We start from the raw sequence: 23,575 nt of genomic DNA, 5'->3' as shown, positions 1-23,575 counted from the left end.
CAGGGCATCGGAGTCGCTGGCGGTGTGTTCGTGCAGCGGCAGCGAGGCATGGCGCCAGACGATCTGCATCGGCTCGCGCAGGCCTTGCCAGGTGAAGCCGGTACGCAGGATGTCGTGGCGGGCGATGACTGCATTGAGCGCCGCGACGAAGGCGTCCAGTCGTGGTCGGGTGTCGAAGGCCAGCACGCTGGTGCCGAGGTAGGCATCGCCTTGAGGGCTGGCCAGGTGATGGAACAGCAAGCCCTCCTGCAGTGGCGCCAGCGGGTAGATGTCCTGGACGTTGGCCGCGCCGCCTTCGACGCTGGCCACGGCCGCGTCGATCTCGGCCTGGGTCAGCTGGACCAGCGGCAACAACTCGGGGGTGATGCGGGTGCAGTCGGGCGGGATACGGTTGGGCGGCACCTCCACCGCACCGCTGGGACGCAGCGCGGCGGCCAGCTCGGCCAGGGTGGTGGCGCCGAACAGGGCCCGCACCTGCAGCTCCCAGCCATGCCGGCGCAGGCGTTCGATCAGCTTGATCGCCAGCAGCGAGTGCCCGCCCAGGGCGAAGAAGTTGGCGTGGCGGCCGACCCGTTCGACGCCAAGCAGCTCGCTCCACAGCGCAGCCAGCAGGATCTCCAGTTCGCCTTCCGGTGCGACGTAGGCCTGCGCGGCGAGCGCATCGGCATCGGGTGCCGGCAGCGCACGGCGATCGAGCTTGCCGTTGGGCGTCAGCGGCAGCGCATCCAGCTGCACATAGGCGGTCGGCAGCATGACCTCGGGCAGGCGGGTGCCGAGCTGGGTACGCACGGCGTCGGCCTCGAACGTGACCTCGGCGTCGCCGACCAGATAGGCGACCAGGCGGTTGTCGCCGTTGCTGTCGGCACTGGCGAGCACCACCGCCTCGCGCACGCCGTGGCACGTCCGCAGGGCGGCCTGGATCTCGCCCAGCTCGATGCGCACGCCACGGATCTTGACCTGCGCGTCGTTGCGGCCGAGGAAGTCCAGCGTGCCGTCGGCACGCCAGCGTGCCAGGTCGCCGGTGCGGTATAGGCGCTCACCCGGCCGCTCGGCGAACGGGTCGGGCACGAAGCGCTCGGCGGTCAGGTCCGCACGGCCGAGATAGCCGCGCGCCAGGCCATGGCCGGCGATATGCAGTTCGCCACTCACGCCGATCGGCGCGGGGCGGCCGCGCGGATCGAGCACGTACAGGCGCACGTTGGCCAGCGGCCGGCCGATCGGCAGGTGCTCGCCGTCCTGGACCCCGTCCAGATGCAGGCTGGCGCAGACGCTGGCCTCGGTGGGGCCGTAGGCGTTGATCACCCGTGTCTGCGCCTGCCAGTCGCGGGCCAGGTCGGCGTCGGCCGCCTCGCCGGCCAGCACCAGGGTCTGCACGCTGGGGCAGCGGGCCTGCGCGGGCAGCGAGGCCAGTACCGTCGGGGTCACGGTCAGATGGGTGATGCGCTGGTCGTTGATGACCTCCAGCAGCGCCTGTCCGGCCAGCGCCTCGGCGGGCGGGACGTGCAGGCAGGCACCCGCCAGCCAGGCCATCAACAGTTCGGAAATACAGGCGTCGAAGCCGATGCTGGCCAGTTGCAAGACGCGGCTGTCCTGCTGCACAGCGAAGGCGGCGATCTGGGCCAACGCCAGGTTGACCAGGCCGCGATGGCTGACCATGACGCCCTTGGGCTGTCCGGTGGAGCCGGAGGTGTAGATGACGTAGGCCAGGTGGTCCGGGTGTAGGCCGTCGATGAGCGGCGCATGGTCGTGGGCCGGGTCCGCTGCGGGGAGCGGCGCATCGAGCAGCATCACGGTGGTGCGCTGCAGGGCGCGGCTGGCGGGCAGTTGCTGCTGCAGCTGGGCGTCGGTCAGCACCACGCGCACGCGCGCATCGGCGAGCATGAAGGCCAGGCGCTCGGTGGGGTGATCGGGGTCGAGCGGCACATAGGCACCGCCTGCCTTGAGCACGGCCAGCAGGGCGACCAGGCGCTCGGCGCCGCGTGGCAGGTACAGCGCCACGCGGGTATCCGGACGCACGCCGGCGGCGATCAGGCGATGGGCCAGGCGGTTGGCGCGCACATCGAGCTGGGCGTAGGTGAGTTGCAACTGCGCATCGGACAGGGCCGGTGCGTCGGGGCTGCGCCGGCACTGCGCGTCGAACAGCGGCTGCAGCAAGGGCACCTGCGGCCATGGCGCGCTGCTGCGATTGAACTGCTGCAGCAATTGCGTGCGTTGGTCTGCGGGCAGCAGTTCCAGTGCGTGCAGCGGGGCATCCGGCGCCTGCTCCAGCGCCTGGACCAGGGCGTGCACGATCTGCAGCATCATCGCCGTGATGCGCTCGGCGCCGCTCCGGGCCACGCACTGCACGTCCAGGGAGAAGCCGCCCTCTTCGACGTGGTCGTTGACCGACACTGCCAGCGGATAGTGGGTGCGCTCCTGGCCACCGATTTCCTGCACCTCGCGCAAGGGATCGTGCCTCGGAAGAGCGTCAGGCGCCAGCACCTTGCTGCCGCCGGCAAAGCGGTAGTTGAGCAGGGCAGACAGCAGCGGCAGCGCCGGGTCCAGGTTGCTGCAGCGCTGTGCCAGCGCGAGCGGGGCACGTTCGTGCTGCAGCAGCCGGGCCAGGCAGACCTGGGTATGGCGTACGGCATCCAGGACGGTGTGGTGTGCGCCACCCAGGCGGATCGGCAAGGTGTTGAGGAACATCCCCAGCACGCGGTCCACGCCGGCGCTGGCGTGCATGCGCCCGGACAGCATGGTGGCGAACACCGCCTCGTCGCTCCCGCTGGTACGGGCCAGCAGCACCGCGTAGGCCAGGTGGAACAGGCTGGCGACATTGACGCCCCAGCGGCGTGCCTGGGTGCGCAGCGCCTGGGCCAGCGCTGCGGGCAACGGCCGGTGAATCTGCTGCAGGGTCTCCGGGTCGTGTACCGGTGCGAGCACGCCGAACGGGGCGGTGGGCGCATCGATGTCGGCAAGCATCGTGGTGAAGAAGGCCTGGTGGTCCTGCTCGGACATTCCATTGCGCGCGTTGGCGATGAAATCGCGGAACGGCAGTGGCACCGGCAGATGCCGCTGCTGCCCGCCCAGGTAGGCGCGCACCTCCTCGATGACCAGTTCCAGGCTGGTGTGGTCCATCACCAGATGATGCTGTTGCAGGCCGAGCAACCAGCGTCCGGCGTTCGGGTCGTGGGCCAGATGGGCGCGGATCAGCGGTGCTTGCTGCAGGCTGAGCGCGGCGGTCGGCGCATGCATCCAAGCCTGCAACTGAGCCGCAGGCTCGGGTCCGTCGAAGACATGCAGGCGACGCGCCAGCGTGGCCTGGCGCCAGACCACCTGCAGCGGTGCAGGCAGGCCTTGCCAGACGAATCCGGTGCGCAGGATGTCGTGGCGGGCGATGACCTGATCGAGCGCGTCGAGGAACGCATCGAGTTGGTCGCGGCACGGAAAGCTGAGCAGGAACGAATGCAGATACGGATCGGCGAGCGGATCGGCCAGGTGGTGGAACAGCAGGCCTTCCTGCAACGGCGCCAGCGGATAGATGTCCTGCACGTTGGCCGCACCGCCGTCGACGCTGGCCAGGACCGTATCGATCTCCGGCTGGGTCAGCGCGACCAGCGGCAGCAACTCGGGGGTGATGCGCGTGCAGTCGGGACCAATCGGGTTGGGCGGGACGATCACGTCGGACGCCGCCGCCAACGTTGCTGCCAAGCGCGACAGGGTCGGTGTGCTGAACAGACTGCGTACATCCAGCTGCCAGCCAAGCCGGCGCAGGCGTTCGATCAGTTTGACCGCCAGCAGCGAGTGACCGCCGAGTGCGAAGAAATCATCGTTGCGGCCGACCTGTTCGACGCCGAGCAGCTCGCTCCATAGCGTGGCCAGCACGTGTTCGAGATCGCCCTGCGGGGCGACATAGGTGTGCAGGTCGAGTGCCTGCGCGTCGGGTGCCGGCAGCGCGGCGCGATCGAGCTTGCCGTTGCGCGTCAGCGGCAGCGCGTCCAGCTGCACGTACGCGGCCGGCAGCATGTGCTCGGGCAGACGCGCGGCGAGGTCGGCACGCAGTTTGGCTGGTTCCAACGCCGACCCGTCGCCGACGAGATAGGCGACCAGGCGTTTTTCGCCGCTGTCATTGCGCGCGACGACCACTGCTTCCTGCACGCCAGCGCAGCCGCGCAAGGCCGCTTCGATCTCGCCCGGTTCGATGCGGAAGCCACGGATCTTGACTTGATCGTCGTTGCGTCCGAGGAACTCCAGCAGCCCGTCATCGCGCCAGCGCGCCAGGTCGCCGCTGCGGTACATGCGCTCGCCGGCTTGTGCGGCGAACGGATCGGGGACGAAGCGTTCGGAGGTCACGTCGGGGCGGTGCAGATAGCCCTGCGCCAGCTGCGCGCCGGCGAGATGCAGTTCGCCGGCCACGCCGATCGGAACCGGCTGACCGTGGTGGTCGAGCACATAGGCACGGCTGCCCGGCAATGGCCGGCCGAGCGGAATCCGCGCCGCGTCCGCGGCCACTGTCGCGACCGGGTGGACCACGCTGAAGGTGGTGGTCTCGGTCGGGCCATAACAATGCAGCAGCCGTTGCGGTGCGGCCTGGGCGAGGATCGCGGCGACGGTGCCGGCATCGACGCTGTCGCCGCCGGTGAGCAGGCAGCGCAACCCCGGCAGGAAGGTACGCATGGCCTGCCAGTAGCCGGGCAACAGGCCGGCGGTCAGATGCAGGATGCTGACCTCGCTGGCGCTCAGGTACTGCGCCAGTGCGCTCGGATCGAGCAGGGTCTGCTGATCGACGACGACGATGGCCGCGCCATGCAGCAGCGTGGCCCACACTTCGAACGTGCTGGCATCGAAGGCAGGATTGGCGAGGAAGGCGACCCGGTCCTGCGGCTGCAACGGCGCATGTTGCTGGCTGAGCGCGAAGGCCAGCACGGCTGCATGCGAGACGGCCACGCCTTTCGGAGTGCCGGTGGAGCCGGAGGTATAGACGACATAGGCGAGGCTGCCGGGCGTGACGCTGATGAGCGGTGCGTCGACTTCTCCCGCGAGGGCTGCCCAGTCCAGCTCCAAACGAGGAATAGACAGCTCATCGAGCGGGCTATCGGCGTTGCACAGCAGCGCGGCGGCGGCGCAGTCGTGCAGCAGTGCGCGCAGGCGCGCTTGCGGCTGCGCCGGGTCCAGGGCGACATAGGCGGCGCCGCACATCAGCACCGCCAGTTCGGCCACGACCAACAGCGCCGAGCGCGGCAGCAGCAGCGCCACGCAGGCACCCGGCGTGACGCCGGAGGCGAGCAGCCGTTGGGCCAGCACAGTGGCCTGCGCCTGCAACTCGGCATAGCTGACCACGCGCTCGCCGTCGATCAGTGCGGGTGCCGCAGGGGTGCGCTGGACCTGTGCGTGCAGTCCCTGGGTCAGGGTCGCGGGCGCGGGCTGGATGGTCTCGTTGGCGTTGAAGACATGTAGCAGCTGGTCGCGTTGCTCTGCGGGCAACCAGGGCAACTGGGCCACACGGACGCTGTCTTGCGTGCTCATGGCCCGAAGCAGTTGGAGGAAGCAGGCGAGGAAGCGCTGCACGGTGCTGCGTTCGAACAATGCGCTGGCATAGCCGATGGCGCCGAAGATGCCCGTGTGCCGCTCTTCGAGCGTCAGTTCCAGATCGAACTTGCGCACTGCCAGCGTCTGCTGCATCGGCTGCAGCGCCAGTCCAGGCAGGGCGATGTCTGTGCCGGGCGTGTTCTGCCAGGCGAACATCACCTGGAACACCGGATGGTGGGACAGGCTACGCGCCGGGTTGAGCGCTTCGATGACCTGTTCGAAGGGCAGATCCTGGTGCGCTTGCGCGTTCAGGGCAGTGGCGCGGACCTGGGCCAGCAGTTCGGCGACCGATGGATTGGCGCGCAGGTCGATGCGCAGCGCCAGGGTGTTGGCGAACAGACCGATCAGCGGTTCGAATTCGCTGCGGTGACGGTTGGCCATCGGGGTGCCGATGACGACCTGGTCCTGGCCGGACAGGCGCGCCAGCAGCACGCCCCAGGCGGCGAGCAGGCTCATGAACACGGTGGTTCCGTGGCGCTGGCTCAAGGTTTTCAGGGCCGCGCTCAGTTCCGTATCCACGGCAAATTCCAGCGTATCGCCGCAGTGGTCCGGCAGTGCCGGACGGGGGCGATCGGTCGGCAATTCCAGCAGTGCCGGGGCGTCGTGCAAGTGCTCGATCCAGAAGTCGCGCTGGCGTTGCAACACCTCGCCGCTGATCCAGCGGCGCTGCCACACGGCGATATCGGCGTACTGCAGTTGCAGCGGCGGCAAGGGATCGGGCAGGCCTTGCGCGAAGGCGGTGTAGAGGGTGCTCAGTTCGCGCACCAGCAACCCCATGGACCAACCATCGGCGATCAGGTGATGCAGGGTGATCAACAGCAGATGGTCGTCGTCGGCCAGACGCAGCAAGCTGCCGCGTGCCAAGGTGTCGTTGGCCGGATTGAAGACAGTCAGCGTTTCTTCTTGGGCGTGGCGTTGGGCCTGTGCTTCTGGATCAGGATGAGCGCTGAAGTCGTATTCGGACAGCCGGAAGCCGGCGCTGTCGGCATCGATGATCTGCACTGGTTCGTCGTTGTGCAGGGCGATACGGGTGCGCAAGGTCTCGTGACGGGCGACGATGCGATCCAGCGCCTGGCGTAGTGCCTGGCGATCGAGCGGGCCGTGCAGGCGCAGGCCGTTGGGCATCAGGTAGGCCAGGTCGGCCTGGGCGTCGAGCTGGGCCAGGAACCACAGGCGGTGTTGGGCGAAGGATAGCGGCAGTGATGCGCTGCGGTCGGCCGGCACGATGGCCGGCAGCGTGCTGGTCGCGGCGTGTGCCAGTGCCTGGGCCAGATCGGCCAGGCGCGGTTGGGCGAACAGTGCGGCCAACGGCAGTTCCAGGCCGAGGGTGCTGCGGATGCGCGAGATCAGGCGCACGCCAAGTAGGGAGTGGCCGCCGAGTGCGAAGAAGCTGTCGTGGCGGCCGACTTGTTCGACGCCGAGCAGCTCGCGCCACAGCGCGGCCAGCAGCAGTTCCAGCTCGCCTTGCGGTGCGACGTAGGCCTGCACTGCGAGTGCGTCGGCGTCCGGCGCGGGCAGGGCACGGCGATCCAGTTTGCCGTTGGCGGTCAACGGCAGTGCATAGAGCTGCACGTAGGCGGCCGGCAACATGTAGTCGGGCAGACGCGCGCCGAGCTGGGTGCGCAACGCGTCGGCGTTGAGCGTGATATCGGTGTCGCCGACCGGGTAGGCGACCAGGCGCTTGTCGCCGGTGTTGTCTTCGCGCACGACGACCACGGCCTGGCGCACGCCGTCGCAGCTACGCAAGGCGGCCTGGATTTCGCCCAGCTCGATGCGGAATCCGCGCAGCTTGACCTGATCGTCGTTGCGGCCGAGATAGTCCAGCGCGCCGTTCGCGCGCCAGCATGCAAGGTCGCCCGTGCGATACATGCGCTGGCCGGGTTGCTCTGCGAACGGATCGGGGACGAAGCGTTCGGCGGTCAGGTCGGGTCGGCCCAGATAGCCGCGTGCCAGCTGCACGCCGGCAATCTGCAGTTCGCCGGCCACGCCGATGGGGGCCAGTGTGCGATGGGCATCGAGCACGTGCAGGCGGGTATTGGCGATGGGTCGGCCGATGGGCACGCTGCTGGTATCCGCATCGGTGCATTCCCAGATGCTGACATCCACCGCCGCTTCGGTTGGGCCGTAGAGGTTGTACAGGCGGACCTGTGGCAGGCGCTCGCGGACTGCCAGGGCCAGATCCGCAGGCAAGGCTTCGCCGCTGCAGATGATGCGTTTCAGAGTGAGGCACGCTCCGTGCGGCAAGGCGTCCATAAACACCCGCAGCATCGAGGGCACAAAGTGCACGGTGTCGATCCGAGCCTGCTCGATCAGGTTGATCAGATAGGTCGGGTCTTTGTGGCCACCAGGCTGAGCCAGGACCAGACGTGCGCCCACGCGCAGCGGCCAGAACAGTTCCCACACCGAGACGTCGAAGCCGACCGGGGTTTTCTGCAACACGGTCTGCTCGGGCAGCAGTTGCAATGCCTGCTGCATCCACTGCAGGCGGTTGTCGATGCCGGCATGGGTGTTGACTACGCCCTTGGGCTGTCCGGTGGAGCCGGAGGTGTAGATGACGTAAGCCGGGTGCTGCGGGTGCAACGCCGTGACCTTTGGAGCATGGGTGGGAGCCGAGGCCCACGCAACCGGTTCGGCATCCAACAGCACGGTGTGCAGATCATCGCGTTTGGCCAACACTGCGGCGGTCTCGCGATGGGCAATCAGCAACCCGGGACGTGCGTCGGCGAGCATGCCGTCCAGGCGCGCCGCTGGCACATCGCCATCCAGCGGCAGGTACGCAGCGCCGGCCTTGAGCACAGCGAGCAGGGCCACGACCAGATCGATCCCGCGTGGCAGACACACCGCCACACGGTCCTCGGGTGTCACACCCAGGTCGATCAAGTGATGCGCGAGCTGGTTGGCGCGCATATCCAGCTCGGCGTAACTGAGCGCGATGTTTTCTTCGACCAAGGCAATGGCCTGCGGCGTGCGCCGGACCTGCGCTTCGATGGCGCGATGCAGATAGCCGCTGCCATCCAGCTCGGCATCGGTGGCGTTGAACGTCTGCAGCTGCGCGCGTTCGCTAGCCGGCAATAGCGGCAGTGCGCCGACACGGATGCTCTGTTCGGCGACCATGCCGTGCAGCAGCGTCACGAACTGGGCCAGGTGGCGTTCGATGGTGCTGTGGTCGAACAAAGCAGTGGCATACGTGAGCTGACCGACGATGCGCGCGTCCTGTGTTTGCAGCGTCAGTTGCAGATCGAATTTTGCGCTGGCGTCGCCTAGCTCCAGCGAGCGAACCTGCAGCTCCGGCAGATCCAGCGCTGCATCCAGTTGCTCCTGCCAGGCCAGCATCGCCTGGAACACGGGGTGATACGCCAGGCTGCGCTGCGGGTTGAGGGCTTCGATGACGTGTTCGAACGGCAGGTCTTGATGGTCCTGGGCCGCCAGGGCGGTGCCGCGGACCTGCGCCAGCAACTCGGCGACCGAGGGGTTGCCGCGCAGGTCGATGCGCAGCGCCTGGGTGTTGACGAACAGGCCGATCAGCGGCTCCAACTCGCTGCGGCTGCGGTTGGCGATCGGGCTACCGATGACCACCTGATCCTGATTGGACAGGCGCGCCAGCACGATGCCCCACGCGGCCAGTACCGTCATAAACAAGGTGGTGCGGTGACGTGCGCTCAGTGTCTTCAGCGCAGCGGTCAGGTCCGCGTCGATCACGACAGGGATCGATGCGCCACGGTAGTCATGGATGGCCGGCCGTGGTCGATCGGTTGGCAAGGCCAGTTGTGTCGGCGCGCCCTCCAGGTGCGCCTGCCAGAAGGCGCGTTGTCGCTGCAGGGTGTCGGTGTCGATCCATTGCCGTTGCCAGGCAGCGACATCGGCGTAGTGGAGGGCGAGCGGCGCCAACGGGTCGGGACGTCCTTGGGCGAACGCGGTGTACAGGGCGCCCAATTCTTCGACCAGGATGCGCATGGACCAACCGTCGGCGACGAGATGGTGCAGGGTCAGCAACAAGACGTGTTCGTGCTCGGCCAGGCGCAGCAGCCGGCCGCGGATCAGCGATTCGCCTGCCAGATCGAAGGCCCGCGATGCTTCCAGCTGCGCATGTTCGCGCAGCGCAGCGTCGGGATCGGGCTGTTGCGATAGATCGTGGTAGTCCAGCGCGACGTCGCAGGCGGGCAGAATGTGTTGCACAGGCATGCCATCGCCGCTGCTGAAACGCGTGCGCAGCGCCTCGTGGCGGGCGACGATGCGGTCCAGCGCCCGTTGCAGCGCATCCGGCCGCAACCTGCCGTGCAGGCGCAGGCCCACATCGATGAGGTAGGCCAGACCGGCAGTGGGGTCGAGCTGGCTCAGGAACCACAGGCGTTGCTGGGCGAAGGACAAGGGCAGCGGCTGGGTACGCGGGACCGGCACGATCGGCGGCAGCGCGCTGGGTTGCGTGCGCGCCACGCGCGCAGCCAGTGCGGCTAGCTGCGGCTGCGCGAACAGGTCGGCCAGGACGACCTCCACGCCGAGTTGCTTGCGAATCCGCGAGCACAGCCGCACCGCCAGCAACGAGTGACCGCCCAAGGCGAAGAAGCTGTCGTTGCGACCGACTTGTTCGACGCCGAGCAGTTCGCTCCACAGCGCGGCCAGCAGCAGTTCCAGCTCGCCTTCCGGTGCAACGTAGGCCTGCGCGGCAAGTGCGTCGGCATCGGGTGCCGGCAGGGCACGGCGATCGAGCTTGCCGTTGGCGGTCAGCGGCAGCGCATCGAGCTGCACATAGGCGGCCGGCAACATGTAGTCGGGCAGACGGGCACCGAGCTGGGTGCGTAACGTGTCGGCGTTGAGCGTGATATCGGTGTCGCCGACCAGATAGGCGACCAGGCGCTTGTCGCCGGTGTTGTCTTCGCGGGCGATGACTGCTGCCTGGCGCACGCCATCGCAGCCGCGCAAGGCGGCCTGGATCTCGCCCAGTTCGATGCGGAAGCCACGGATCTTGACCTGCTCGTCGTTACGGCCGAGATACTCGAGGCTGCCGTCGGCCTGCCAACGCGCCAGGTCGCCGGTGCGGTACATGCGCTCGCCGGCTTGTTCGGCGAACGGATCGGGCACGAAGCGCTCGGCTGTCAGGCCGGGACGGCCCAGATAGCCACGCGCCAGGCCGGCACCGGCCACGTGCAGTTCGCCAGCCACGCCAACCGGCAGGCACTGGCCGTCGCTTGCCAGCACATAGGCACGCAGGTCGGCCAGCGGCACGCCGATCGGGCTGCGCCCGGCGCGTTGCGCATCCTGCGCAGTCAGCGCATGCGTGGTCACATGCACAGTGGTTTCGGTGATGCCATACATGTTGATCAGCGCGGTGCGCTGACCGTGCTGGGCGAACCACGACGCCAGGGTGGCCGGTTGCAGCGCTTCGCCGCCGAAGATCACCATCCGCAGGTTGTGCTGCAAAGAGCTCTCACGTTGCGCATCGAGCAGTGCCTGGAAGGCGCTGGGGGTCTGATTGAGCACGCTCACGCGCTGCTGGCAGAGCAGGGCATGGAACGCGACCGGGTCGCGTGCGGTGTGCTGCGGCACCACCACCAGGCGTCCGCCGTGGGCCAGCGCGCCCCACAGTTCCCAGACCGAGAAGTCGAAGGCGCAGGAGTGGAACAGCGTCCAGACATCCTCGGCGCTGGGTGCGACACAGGCGCGGGTGGCATGCAGCAGGCGCACGACCTGGGCATGGGCCACGACCACGCCCTTGGGGGTGCCGGTGGAGCCGGAGGTGTAGATGACGTAGGCCGGGTGTTGCGGCAGCACGTCGCTGCGCTGCGGCGCGTGTGTCGGCTGTTGTGCCCAGCTTTCGGCATCGGCGTCGAGCAGCACGGTGGCGATCTCGGAATCGGTTGGCAGCGTGGCTGCCAGCGCCCGATGGGCCAGCAGCAGGCGCGGCTGCGCATCGTCGAGCATGAAGGCCAGCCGCTGCGCGGGGTAGGCCGGGTCCAGCGGCAGATAGGCGGCACCCGCCTTGAGCACGGCCAGGATGGCTACGATCAGATCGATGCCGCGCTCCAGATACAACGCCACGCGATCTTCAGGACCGATGCCGTGGGCGATCAGATAATGGGCGAGCTGGTTGGCGCGGGCGTCGAGGTCGGTATAGCTGAGCGCGAGGTCGTCGTGCACCACGGCGATGGCGTGGGGCGCCTGAGCGACCTGCTGTTCGAACAATGTATGCAGACAGGGAGCGTCGGCGAACACGCGCTGCGTCTGCGCCAGCGTCTGCAGCCATTGCTGGCGCTCGGGTGCGCTCAGCAGCGGCAGCCGATCGACGCGTGCGCTGTCGTCGGCGACCGTGCCGCGCAGCAACGTGACGAACTGGGCCAGGTGGCGTTCGATGGTGCTGCGCTCGAACAGTGCGGTGGCGTAAGTGAGCTGGCCGGCGATGCGGTCGTCCTGCGCTTGCAAGGTCAATTGCAGATCGAATTTGGCAGTGGAGTTGCCTTGCTCCAGCGAGCGAATCCGCACGCCGGGCAGATCCAGCGCGGTCTCGGCGGCGTCTTGCCAGTCCAGCACGGCCTGGAAGACGGGGTGATGGCTGAGACTGCGCGCCGGGTTGAGCGCTTCGATGACCTGCTCGAACGGCAGGTCCTGATGGTCCTGCGCGGCCAGGGCGGTGCGGCGCACCTGCGCCAGCAGCTCGGCGACCGAGGGGGCGGCGCGCAGGTCGATGCGCAGTGCCTGGGTGTTGACGAAGAAGCCGATCAGCGTTTCCAGTTCGCTGCGGGTACGGTTGGCCACCGGCGCGCCGATCACGACTTCATCCTGGCCAGACAGGCGTGACAGCAGCACCGACCAGGCCGCCAGCACGGTCATAAAGACGGTGCTGCCGTGACGCTGGCTCAAGGCGCGCAAGGCGCTGGTGAGTTCCGCATCGAGGGCGATTTCGATGCTGTCGCCGCGATAGTCCTGCAGCGCAGGACGCGAGCGGTCAGTGGGCAGTTCCAGCAGCGCCGGGGCGCCGTGCAGATGCGCGCGCCAGAAGCTGAGCTGACGCTGCAGCAGCGGGCCTTCGAGCCAGCGACGCTGCCACAGCGCGTAGTCGGCGTATTGAATCGGCAGCGGCGGCAGCGGGTCGGACTGGTTCTGAACGAAGGCGGCGTAAAGGGCGCCGAGCTCCCGCAGCAACAGGCCGATCGACCAGCCATCGGTGACGATGTGGTGCATGGTCACGAGCAGGCGATGTGCGTGCTCGCCCAGACGCAACAGGCGACCACGGATCAGCGGGCCGTGTTCCAGATCGAAGGCGGTGCTGGCCTCCTGTTCGGCATGGCGTTGGGCATCGGCGTACGGATCTGCTGACTGACGCAGATCGATGCAGTGCAGCGCAAAGCCGATGTCCGGCGGTGCGATGAGCTGCGTAGCGCCGTCGTCGCTGGAGGCGAAGCTGGTGCGCAGCGCTTCGTGACGGGCGACGATGCGATCCAGCGCCCGTTGCAGCGCGGGCAGATCCAGTTCGCCGTGCAGGTTCACCCCGCCGGCCAGCAGATAGGCCAGATCGGCGCGGGCGTCGAGCTGGGCCAGGAACCACAGCCGTTGCTGGGCAAAGGACAGCGGTAGCGCTGCGGGACGCGGCAGCGCCACGATAGCCGGCAGGGTGCTGGCGGCGGCGCTGGACAGGGCCTGGGCCATCTCGGCCAGGCGTGGCTGGGCGAACAGCGCGGCCAGGGTCAGTTCCAGCCCCAGCGTGCTGCGGATGCGCGAGACCAGGCGCACGGCCAGCAACGAATGCCCGCCCAGGGCGAAGAAACTGTCGTGGCGGCCGACGCGTTCAATGCCGAGCAACTCGCACCACAGCGCGGCCAGCGTTTGCTCGAGCGGACCATCGGGTGCCTCGTACGGCCGCTGTCCGAGGTCTTCGCCTTGCGGTGCCGGCAATGCACGGTGGTCCAGCTTGCCGCTGGGTGTCAGCGGCAGGGCATCCAGGCGCACGTAGGCAGCCGGCAGCATGTAGTCCGGCAGGCGCGCACGCAGGTGGTCGCGCACTGCCTCGGTGTCGATCCGTTCGGCCGCGATGTAGGCCACCAGGCGCGGTTCGCCCGGCTGATCCTCGCGCGCCAGCACCAGCGCATCGTCGATGCCTCCGCAGGCCAGCAACGCCGCTTCGATCTCGCCGGGTTCGATGCGGAAGCCGCGCAGTTTGAGTTGACGGTCGCTGCGGCCGAGGAAGCCCAAGCTGCCGTCGGCACGCCAGCAGGCCAGATCGCCGGTCTTGTACATGCGCTGGCCGGGCTGGTCGGCGAACGGGTCGGGGACGAAGCGTTCGGCGGTCAGGTCGGGGCGGCCCAGGTAGCCGCGTGCCAGCGCTGCGCCGGCCAGATGCAGTTCGCCGCGCGCGCCGATCGGCAGCGGCTGAGCGTGGCGATCCAACACATGCGCCTGCGTGCCTGCGAGCGGACGGCCGATGCCGCTCGATGTGTCGGCAGCGACGGATTGGGTGGTTGCCACCACGATGGCTTCGGTCGGGCCGTAGGTATCCAGCAGCGGTGTGCGTGCGCCCTGCAGCCAGCGTTGCCGCATGGCCGGCGTCAGCGCTTCACCGCCGATGATGACCTGGCGCACGCCGTCGGGGATCTGCAGCGACTGCGCGCACAGCTGCGCCCAGAAGCGTGTCGGCAGATCGACGACGCTGATGCCGGCCTGCGCACACTTCGGCCAGAACTGCTCGGTGTCGAGCCAGGTGTCGTCGCGCAGCACCAGGCTGGCGCCGCTGCACAGGGCGCCGAAGAGTTCCTCGACCGAGGCGTCGAAGGCCAGCGTGGCGAATTGCAGCACGCGGTCCTGCGGGCCCAGCCCATAGGTGGCGATCAAGGCCTGCAGGCGCGTGACCAGTCCCTGGTGCGAGACCATCACGCCCTTGGGCCGGCCGCTGGAGCCGGAGGTGTAGATCACATAGGCCAGCTGTTGCGGATGCAGCGGCGGCAGGACCGGCGGGTGGTCCGGCCAGGCCGCGGCGGCGGCCTGCTCGGCGGCGATGGCCAGCACCGGTATCGCCGGATCCACTGCCCAGCCAGCGCTGTCGGCGTCGTGGACGATCAGCAGGGACGGGCGAGCATCGGCCAGCACCACGGCCAGGCGCTCGACCGGTTGGCTGGACTCCAGCGGCAGATACGCGGCGCCGGCCTTGAGCACGGCCAGCACGGCGACCAGTTGCGCGATGCCGCTTCGCAGGCACAGCGCCACGCAGCTGTCGGGGCGCGCGCCCTGCGCGATCAGCCGGTGCGCCAGCTGGTTGGCTTGCCGGTCGAGCTGGCGGTAACTGAGTTCGGTATCGCCGCAGACCAGGGCGATGGCGTCCGGTGTCGCCGCCGCTTGCTGGGCGAACCAGTGCTGCAGGTAGCGGTGGTCGGTCGCGGCGGTGTCGCCGGGATTGAACGTCTGCAACTGCTGGCGCTGGGCGTGCGGCAGCAATGCCAGCCCGGCCACGCGTGCCTGGTCGTCGCGGGCCATGTCCGCCAGCAGCACGGCCAGGCTGTCGAGCTGACGCTGGATGGTGGCCGGGTCGAACAGCGCGGTGGCGAAGCGCAGGCTGCCGACGATGCACCCGTCTTCCAGGCGCAGATCCAGGTCCAGATCGTACTTGGCATCGTGGGCCGGCCCGAGCGTGACCTGGCTGTGCAGGTCGGGCAGCGCGAGATCCATCCGGGGCGTGTTCTGCCAGGTGAACATGACCTGGAACACGGGGGAATGAGCCAGGCTGCGCACGGGGTGCAGTGCTTCGATGAGCTGCTCGAAGGGCAGATCCTGATGGTCCTGTGCGGCCAGCGCGGTGGCGCGGACCTGGGCCAGCAATGCAGCGACCGAGAGATGCCCACGCAGGTCGATATGCAGGGCCTGGGTGTTGACGAACAGGCCGATCAGCGGCTCGGTCTCGGCGCGGGTGCGGTGGGCGATCGGGACGCCGATGACTACCTGGTCCTGGCCGGCCAGACGCGCCAGCAGCACGCCCCAGGCGGCGAGCATAGCCATGAACAGCGTGGTGCCGTGGCGCTGGCTCAGGGCGATCAGCGCCTGGGTCAGTGCTGCATCCAAGCGCACCGGCAGCGCGTCGCCGACGTAGTCCTGTTCGGCTGGACGCGGGCGGTCGCTGGGCAGTTCCAGCAGTGCGGGTGCCTCCCGCAGATGGTCGCACCAGAAGGCCAACTGGCGTTGCAGCAGCGGGCCATCGAGCCAGCGGCGCTGCCACAGGGTGTAGTCGGGGTAGTGGAGCGGCAGCGGCGGCAGCGGATCGGGCTGGCCTTGCACGAAGGCGGTGTAGAGCGCGCCGAGTTCCTGCAGCAGCACGCCGATCGACCAGCCGTCGGCGACCAGGTGGTGCACGGTGACCAGCAGACGATGCTCATGCTCGGCCAGGCGCAGCAGGCGGCCGCGGATCAGCGGGCCATGTGCCAGATCGAAGGCGGTGCCGGCCTCGCGTTCGGCATGGTGGCGGGCCTCGGCCTCAGGATCGGCGGCCTGGCGCAGATCGATGCAGTCCAGCGCAAAGCCGATCTCCGGCGGTGCGATGACCTGCGTGGCGCCGTCGTCGCCGGCAACGAAGGTGGTGCGCAGTGCTTCATGGCGCGCGACGATGCGATCCAGCGCCTGGCGTAGTGCGGTCAGGTGCAGTTCGCCGTGCAGATCGACCCCGCCGGGCATCAGGTACGCCAGGGCGGCACGGCTGTCGAACTGGGCCAGGAACCACAGCCGCTGCTGGGCGAAGGACAGCGGCAGTTTGCCTGTGCGCGGCACCGGCACGATGGCCGGCAGTTTGCTGGCCGCCGCGTGGTCCAGAGCCTGGGCCAGCTCGGCCAGGCGCGGGTGGGCGAACAGCGCAGCCAGGGGCAGTTCCAGGCCCAGCGCGCTGCGGAGGCGCGAGACCAGTTGCACGCCGAGCAGCGAATGTCCGCCCAGCGCGAAGAAGCTGTCGTGGCGGCCGACCCGCTCGATACCGAGCAGTTCGCTCCACAACGCAGCCAGCAGGATTTCGCGTTCGCCTTCCGGCGGTTGGTAGGCCTGCGCGTCGAACGCTTGCACGTCCGGTGCGGGCAGGGCGCGGCGATCGAGTTTGCCATTGGCGGTGAGCGGCAGCGCAGCGAGCGGCACATAGGCCGCTGGCAGCATGTAGTCGGGCAGACGGGCGCCGAGCTGGGTGCGCAATGCGTCGGCATGAAAGGCGGCATCGGTGTCGCCGACCACGTAGGCGGCCAGGCGCTTGTCGCCGGGGCTATCCTCGCGCATGACCACCGCCGCCTGGCGCACGCCATCGCAGGCGCGCAAGGCCGCTTCGATCTCGCCCAGTTCGATGCGGAAGCCGCGGATCTTGACCTGCGCGTCGTTGCGGCCGAGATACTCCAGCACGCCGTCGGCGCGCCAGCGCGCCAGGTCGCCGGTCTTGTACATGCGCTCGCCCGGCCGCTCGGCGAACGGGTCGGGCACGAAGCGCTCGGCGGTCAGGTCCGGGCGGGCGAGATAGCCGCGCGCCAGTTGCGGACCGGCGATATACAGCTCGCCGGCCACGCCCAGCGGGACCAACTGGTGAGAGGTGTCGAGCACCCACAGCTGGGTATTGGCCAGCGGCCGGCCCAGCGGCACGACGCTGCCGGTGTCGTCGCCAAGCACCGGGTGCAGGCTGGCCCAGATGGTGGCCTCGGTCGGTCCGTACAGGTTGCACAACTGGCCGCCGCCGGCACGCAGGCGCTGCGCGAGTTCCTGGCTCAAGGCTTCCCCGCCGCAGAGCAGGCGCAGGCCCGGACGGCTCTGCCAGCCGGCGTCCAGCAGCATCTGCCAGAACGCCGGGGTGGCCTGCAGCACCGAGATGGCATGCCGGTCCAGTAATTGCGACCAGTAGGCCGGATCCTGGATCGCCTGGTCGCCGGCGATGACCACGCGCGCTCCATGGACCAACGGGGCGAACAGTTCCAGGCCGGCGATATCGAAGCAGACAGTGGTGACCGCCAACAGACGGTCCTCGGGCGACAGCGGCACCTGGGTGTGCAGCGCGGCCAGGAACTGGCTGAGCGCATGATGCGAAATCATCACGCCCTTGGGGTGTCCGGTGGAGCCGGAGGTGTAGATGACATACGCCAGGTGCTGCGGGCTGACGTCCTGCGTCGCCGGAGTGTGCGCGGGGTGCATCGCCCAACTGGCGGTATCGTCCATGCAGACGCGCACAAGCTGATTGCCCGGCAGCAGATCGGCCAGCGCGGTGTGGGTGAGCAGGCAGCGCGGCGCGCTGTCCTGGAGCATGAAGTCCAGACGTGCGGGCGGATAGACCGGGTCCAGCGGCACATAGGCGCCGCCGGCCTTGAGCACGGCCAGCAAGGCGACGACCAGATCGACGCCGCGCGGCAGGCAGACCGCGACACGCACGTCCGGATCCACGCCCAGGGCGATCAGGTGATGGGCGAGCTGGTTGGCACGCGCGTCGAGATCGGCGTAGCTCAGTGCGAGCGCATCGTCGACCAGGGCGATGGCCTGCGGCGTGCGTTGCGCCTGCGCCTGGATCCGGTGGTGCACACAGGCGCTGTCGCCCAGGTCGATCCTGGTCGCGTTGAAGCCTTGCAGCTGGGCGGATTGGTCCGCAGACAGCAGCGGCAGTTGGCTCAGCGGCACGTGCGGCGCTTCCAGCAAGGCCAGCAGCATGTGCCGAAACGCGGCCAGGATGCGTTCGGCCAGCGGCAACGGCACGCGCTGCGGGTCGATGTTGAACAGGATGGTGGTGGGACAGGCGGCGTTGTAGCGCCAGACCACGATGCCCAGCGCAGCGTCTTCGTAGTCGCCGTGCAGCGGCATCATGGTGCGCATGCCGCCCTCGATCTGGACGTCGCAGAAGGCGGTGAAGTCTTCGACCGAGACGCTGATGTCGAAAGGCCGTGGTGCCTGCTGTCCGGCCTCGCCCAGCTCGCGCAGCGCATGTTGCAGGGGCAGGCGTGCATGGCGCATGGCCGGGCGCAGCGCGCTGGCCACGCCACGCATGGCCGCGGCGATATCCGCGTGCGGCGGTACCGCAAGGTAGAGCGGCAGTTGCGTGGACAGCATGCCGAACATGGCGCGTTCGGCGGCGTTGTGGCGATTGTGGACGGTCAGGCCGAGGGCAAGCGGCGCCTGGTGGTCGTTCAGGCGCGCCAGGCAGCTGGTCACACAGGCGACGATCAGTGTGGTGAACGAGCCATCCAGACGCTCGGCCAGCGCATTCAAGGCCGGGAAGAGGTCCGGCTGCAACGTACAACTGCGTTGCACGATCGGCTGGCGGCCGAGGGCGGCGTTTGGGCTGGGATATAGCGGCTCCGGCCGCGCACGCAGTGCCTGGCGCCAGTAGTCCAGGTCGCGTTGGTAACGCTTTGAGTCGATATACGCCAGATCGGCGTCGAGCGCTTGCAGGTAGGAGGGGGCAGGCGGTTGGTCGGGCTCGCCGCGCAGGCGCTGGTTGTAGCAATCGACCACCTGCTGGGACAGCATTCCCAGCGAGACGCCATCGAGGACGATGTGGTGGCACAGATACACGCAATAGCCGCGGGTGGCGGTGGCCTGCAACCACTGGATGTCCCACAACGGTTGGCCATAGTGCGCGAACGAGCGTGTCAGCGCCTGCTGGATGTGCTCGCGCACGCGCTGCTCGCCATCGGCGTCGGCCGAATAATCGTGCCAGGGCAGCGCGAAGGGCAGCTGCTCCAGCACCCGTTGGCTCGGCAAGGGCGAGCCTTCGACCAGCACCATGCGCAGCGCGTCGTGGCGAGCGATCACTGCCGCGACTGCCTGTTCCCAGACAGCGCGACGCACGCTGCCATCGCAGGTCATCACGCAGCCGATGGTGTAGCTGGGCTGGTCCGGTGCGAACAGCTGACCGAGCCAGATGGCCTGCTGGGTCGAACTGAGTGGGTACACGGCGTCTCTGGCAGCCGGAGCGAGATCGAAAGGGCTCATGCACTCACCGTCGTGCCCGGCGGGAGGGGCGCATGGGGGTCAGATGGACGTGCGTTGTCGCGCACGCTGGAGGTCCACCACTGCGCCAAGATTTGGCTATGCGGTTTGGCGAGCACGCTCATGTGGTTGCCGGGCCCGTGCCAGGGATGCAGGTCGGCGGCGTGGGCGGCCCAGGCCTGGCGCAGCCGCAGGCGCTCGGTGGCCTGTTGCTCCGGGTCCAGCCGGGTATCGGCGACCAGCACCAGATGCAAGGTGCCGGGGTAGGGCCTGGCGGGAATGTAGGCGGTACGGCAGCAATGCGCGAAGGTGGCCAGACTGCCGCGCAGCGAATCGGGCCGCGAGCGTGGCGGCATCAGGCGGTGCTTGACCATGAGTTGGTGCAGCGCCTGGAGCAGCGCATCCTGGCCGAGTCGGTGCAGGGTCTGCCGGTCGATCTCCAAGGGGGTGTGCAGGCGCAGCTGCAAGGCATCGAGGAAGTAGTCCACGATGGTGTCGCGGCTGGCGTCGTGCGGCACGCGGGCCTGGTTCGGGGGCCGGGTATCGATCAGGGTCAGGCTGGCGGCCGGGCGGCCAAGGGCATGCAGACGCAGCGCCATCTCGTACACGACCCAGCCGCCGAACGAATGGCCGATCAGATGCAGTGGCGAGCCCCCGGCCGTGATCGCGGGCAAGGCATCGAGATAGCGCTGCGCGGCCAGTTCGACCGAGCCGAATGGCAGCTGGCAGCCATCGGTGCCGCGCGGTTGCATGCCGATGACGTTGCAGGCCTCGCCGAGGGCGCTGCTCAGATCGACGAAGCTGGTCACGCTATCGCCAGCACCGGGGACGCAGACGACGACCGGGGCATGCGAATGCGCCGATTGCAGCGCGAAGGCCGGTTCGTCGCGGTGTCTGGAGGCTTCGGGACCGCGCCAGGCCATGGCCGTGGAGACGATCTGGCCGAGGCGTGGCAGATGTTCGGCTTCGATCAACGAGACATGATTGCCGGGCACCGCAATCGTTCGCACCTGGCCCGCCGGCAAGACGCGTGTCCAGCCCAGCGTCACCTCGTCGGGCAACGGCTCGGAGGCATGCAACACGGTGAGTGGGCACTGCGGCGCAAGCGCCTGCACCCAATAGGTGGGCCACATGCGTGCGAACGCCGCGGTCATGCGGGCCGTGGCGATCACCTCGGCCAGGCTGGTCTGTTCCTGCGCGGCCAGCGCGTTCAGGACCGCATCCTCGGCCGCATGTTCGGCCAGTTCCTGCAGCGATGCCTGCTCCGCTTTCGCGAGCAGATCGCGGCAGGCGGCATGGATGGCGTCATCGCGATAAGCGCCATGTTCCAGCATGGTCTCGACGCGATCGAGCAGACGCTGTTTGGTCGCCTCCTCCAATGGCAAAGGATCCGGTGCGCGGTCGGGGCAGTCGCAATCGAGCAGGCCCAGGAAGGCGATGGGCTGGTCGTGCAGGCCGAAGTGCTGGGCGATGGCGTAGGCGAGCAGGCCGCCGGAGGAGTAGCCGAGCAGGTGATAGGGGCCCTGCGGCTGCACCGCCTGGATCAGCTCGACCATCTGCGCGGCCAGTGCCTCCAATGTGGCCGGTAACGGATCGGGCCAGGGCAGTGCATAGACCGGGATGTCCGTATCGAGATGGGCCGCCAGTTCGAACGCATATGCGATATCGCCGACGCCGGTGGGTACCACGAACAACGGTGGCCGTGTGCCTTGGCGGCGCGCGGCCAGGGCGCGGGTGCCCCAGCGATGCGCGCCGCCGAGCAGGCTGTCGGCCTGCATGCGCAAGGTGGGATGCGCGTACACCAGATTCAGCGTCAGTGGCAGGCCGAGGCGATTGGCCGCAGTCATCAAGCGCAGGGCCGACAGCGAGTGACCGCCCAGTTCGAAGAAGTGATCGTCGCGACCGATGCGCTGCGGCCCCAGCACGCTGGCCCACAGCTTGGCCAGGCTGCGCTCGATTGCATTGGCCGGCGGCAGATACTGACCGCAGATCATTGCCGTTGCGTCCGGCGCCGGCAGTGCGCGGCGATCGAGCTTGCCGTTGGTGCTCAGCGGCAGTGCATCCAGCCGCACATAGGCGGTCGGCAGCATCACCTCGGACAATCCTGCGGCAAGCGTGTCGCGCAGTGCCAGCGGATCGGCGTGTTCGGGCTGGTCGGTGACCAGGTAGGCGACCAGGCGCGGCTCGCCGGCGGTGTCCTGGCGTAGCAGCACGGTCGCCTCGCGCACGCCGGCGCAGCCGCGCAGGGCGGTTTCGATTTCGCCCAGCTCGATACGCACGCCGCGCAGCTTGATCTGATCGTCATTGCGGCCGAGGTAGTCCAGCGCGCCGTCGGCGCGCCAGCGGGCCAGATCGCCGGTGCGGTACATGCGCTGGCCGGGCTGGTCGGCGAACGGGTCGGGCACGAAGCGTTCGGCGGTCAGGTCGGGATGGCCCAGATAGCCGCGCGCCAGTTGCACGCCAGCGATCTGCAGTTCGCCGGTTACGCCGATCGGGGCCAGCCGGCGATGCGCATCGAGCACGTGCAGGCGGGTGTTGGCGATCGGTCGGCCGATCGGCACGCTGCTGACATCGGCGTCGGTGCATTCCCAGACGCTGACCTCCACCGAGGCTTCGGTCGGGCCGTAGAGGTTGTACAGGCGGGCCTGTGGCAAACGTTCGTGGACGGTGCGGACCAGGTCCGCCGGCAAGGCTTCGCCGCTGCAGACGATGCGCTGCAGGCTGGCGCAAGCGCCTTCCGGCAAGGCCTCCAGGAACACCCGCAGCATCGACGGGACGAAGTGCACGGTGTCGATGCTTGCCTGCTCGATCAGTCCGATCAGATAGACCGGGTCCTTGTGGCCATCGGGCTGGGCCAGCACCAGGCGCGCGCCGACGCGCAACGGCCAGAACAGTTCCCAGACCGACACGTCGAAGCCGATCGGGGTTTTCTGCAGCACGGTCTGCGTGGGTTGCAGGTCCAGCACCCGTTGTCCCCATGCCAGGCGGTTGTCGATGCCAGCATGGGGGATGACCACGCCCTTCGGCTGTCCGGTGGAACCGGAGGTGTAGAGGACGTAGGCCGGATGCTGCGGATGCAACGCCGACACGATGGGGGCGTGCGTGGGCCGGTCATTCCAGGAAGCCTGGTCGGCATCCAACAACAGGCTATGCAGATCGTCGCGTAGGGCCAGCGGCGCGGCGGTGTCGCGACGGGCGAGCAACACAGCGGGGTGCGCGTCGGCGAGCATGCCGTCCAGGCGGGCGGGTGGCGCATCCGGATCCAGCGGCAAAAACGCGGCGCCCGCCTTGAGAACCGCCAGCAGGACGACGACCAGGTCGATACCGCGCGGCAGGCAGACGGCCACGCACTGTTCGGGCGCCACGCCCAGCGCGATCAGGTGATGGGCGAGCTGGTTGGCGCATGCGTCGAGCGCGGCGTAGCTCAGTTCACCCTCGCCGTCGACCAGGGCGATGGCCTTCGGCGTGCGTTGCGCTTGCACTTCGATCTGCCGGTGCAGGTAGCCGCTAGCGGCGAGATCGACGGCGGTGGCGTTGAAGTGCTGCAGCTGCATGCGTTCGTTTTCCGGCAGCAGATCCAGTGCGTGCAAGGCGGTCTGTGGTGCTTGCTCCAGTGCCTGGACCAGCATGTGCACGGTCTGCAGCAGCATCGCCGCGATGCGTTCGGCGCCGATTTGCTGCACGCACTGCAGGTCCAGTGAAAATCCGCCGCTGGCCTGTTCGTCGTTGACCGACACGACCAGCGGATAGTGGGTGCGCTCCTGGCCACCCAACTGCTGCACCTCTTGCAGCAGATCGTGGTGTGGCAGGTTCTCGTCCAGCACAGCGCTGCCGCCGGCATAGCGGTAGTTGAGCAAGGCGTTGAGCAGCGGTGTGGACGGGTCCAGCGGGCTGCAGCGCTGGGCCAGCGCGAGCGGGGCATGTTCGTGATGCAGCAACTGGGCCAGGCTGAGCTGGGTGTGACGCAGCGCGTCCAGCACGCTGCCGCGCGCAGTGTCCAAGCGGATCGGCAAGGTGTTGAGGAACATGCCGAGCACGCGGTCCACGCCGGCGCTGGCATGCATGCGTCCGAACAGCAGGGTGGCGAACACCGCCT

The 23,575-nt window shown here is 68.6% G+C and carries 2 protein-coding genes (1 of these 2 cut by a window edge); both read right to left on the bottom strand.

Annotated elements, in window-relative coordinates:
• On the bottom strand, positions 1-19,482 hold the 5' portion of the coding sequence (locus GGR61_RS04200; RefSeq protein WP_184620563.1) for a non-ribosomal peptide synthase/polyketide synthase. 18,846 nt of this gene lie to the left of the window's left edge; only the first 19,482 of its 38,328 coding nucleotides appear in the window; it begins with the start codon at positions 19,480-19,482; its stop codon lies beyond the left edge, outside the window.
• The coding region (locus GGR61_RS04195; RefSeq protein WP_184620562.1) for a non-ribosomal peptide synthetase at positions 19,479-23,575 on the bottom strand (4,097 nt) is incomplete at its 5' end. The genes GGR61_RS04200 and GGR61_RS04195, both read right to left, overlap by 4 nt.

The sequence above is a fragment of the Xanthomonas sp. 3058 genome (assembly GCF_014199765.1).
Lineage (GTDB): Bacteria > Pseudomonadota > Gammaproteobacteria > Xanthomonadales > Xanthomonadaceae > Xanthomonas > Xanthomonas campestris_B.
Note: the sequence above shows the minus strand (reverse complement) of the source record. Positions and strands in the feature narration are given on the sequence as shown.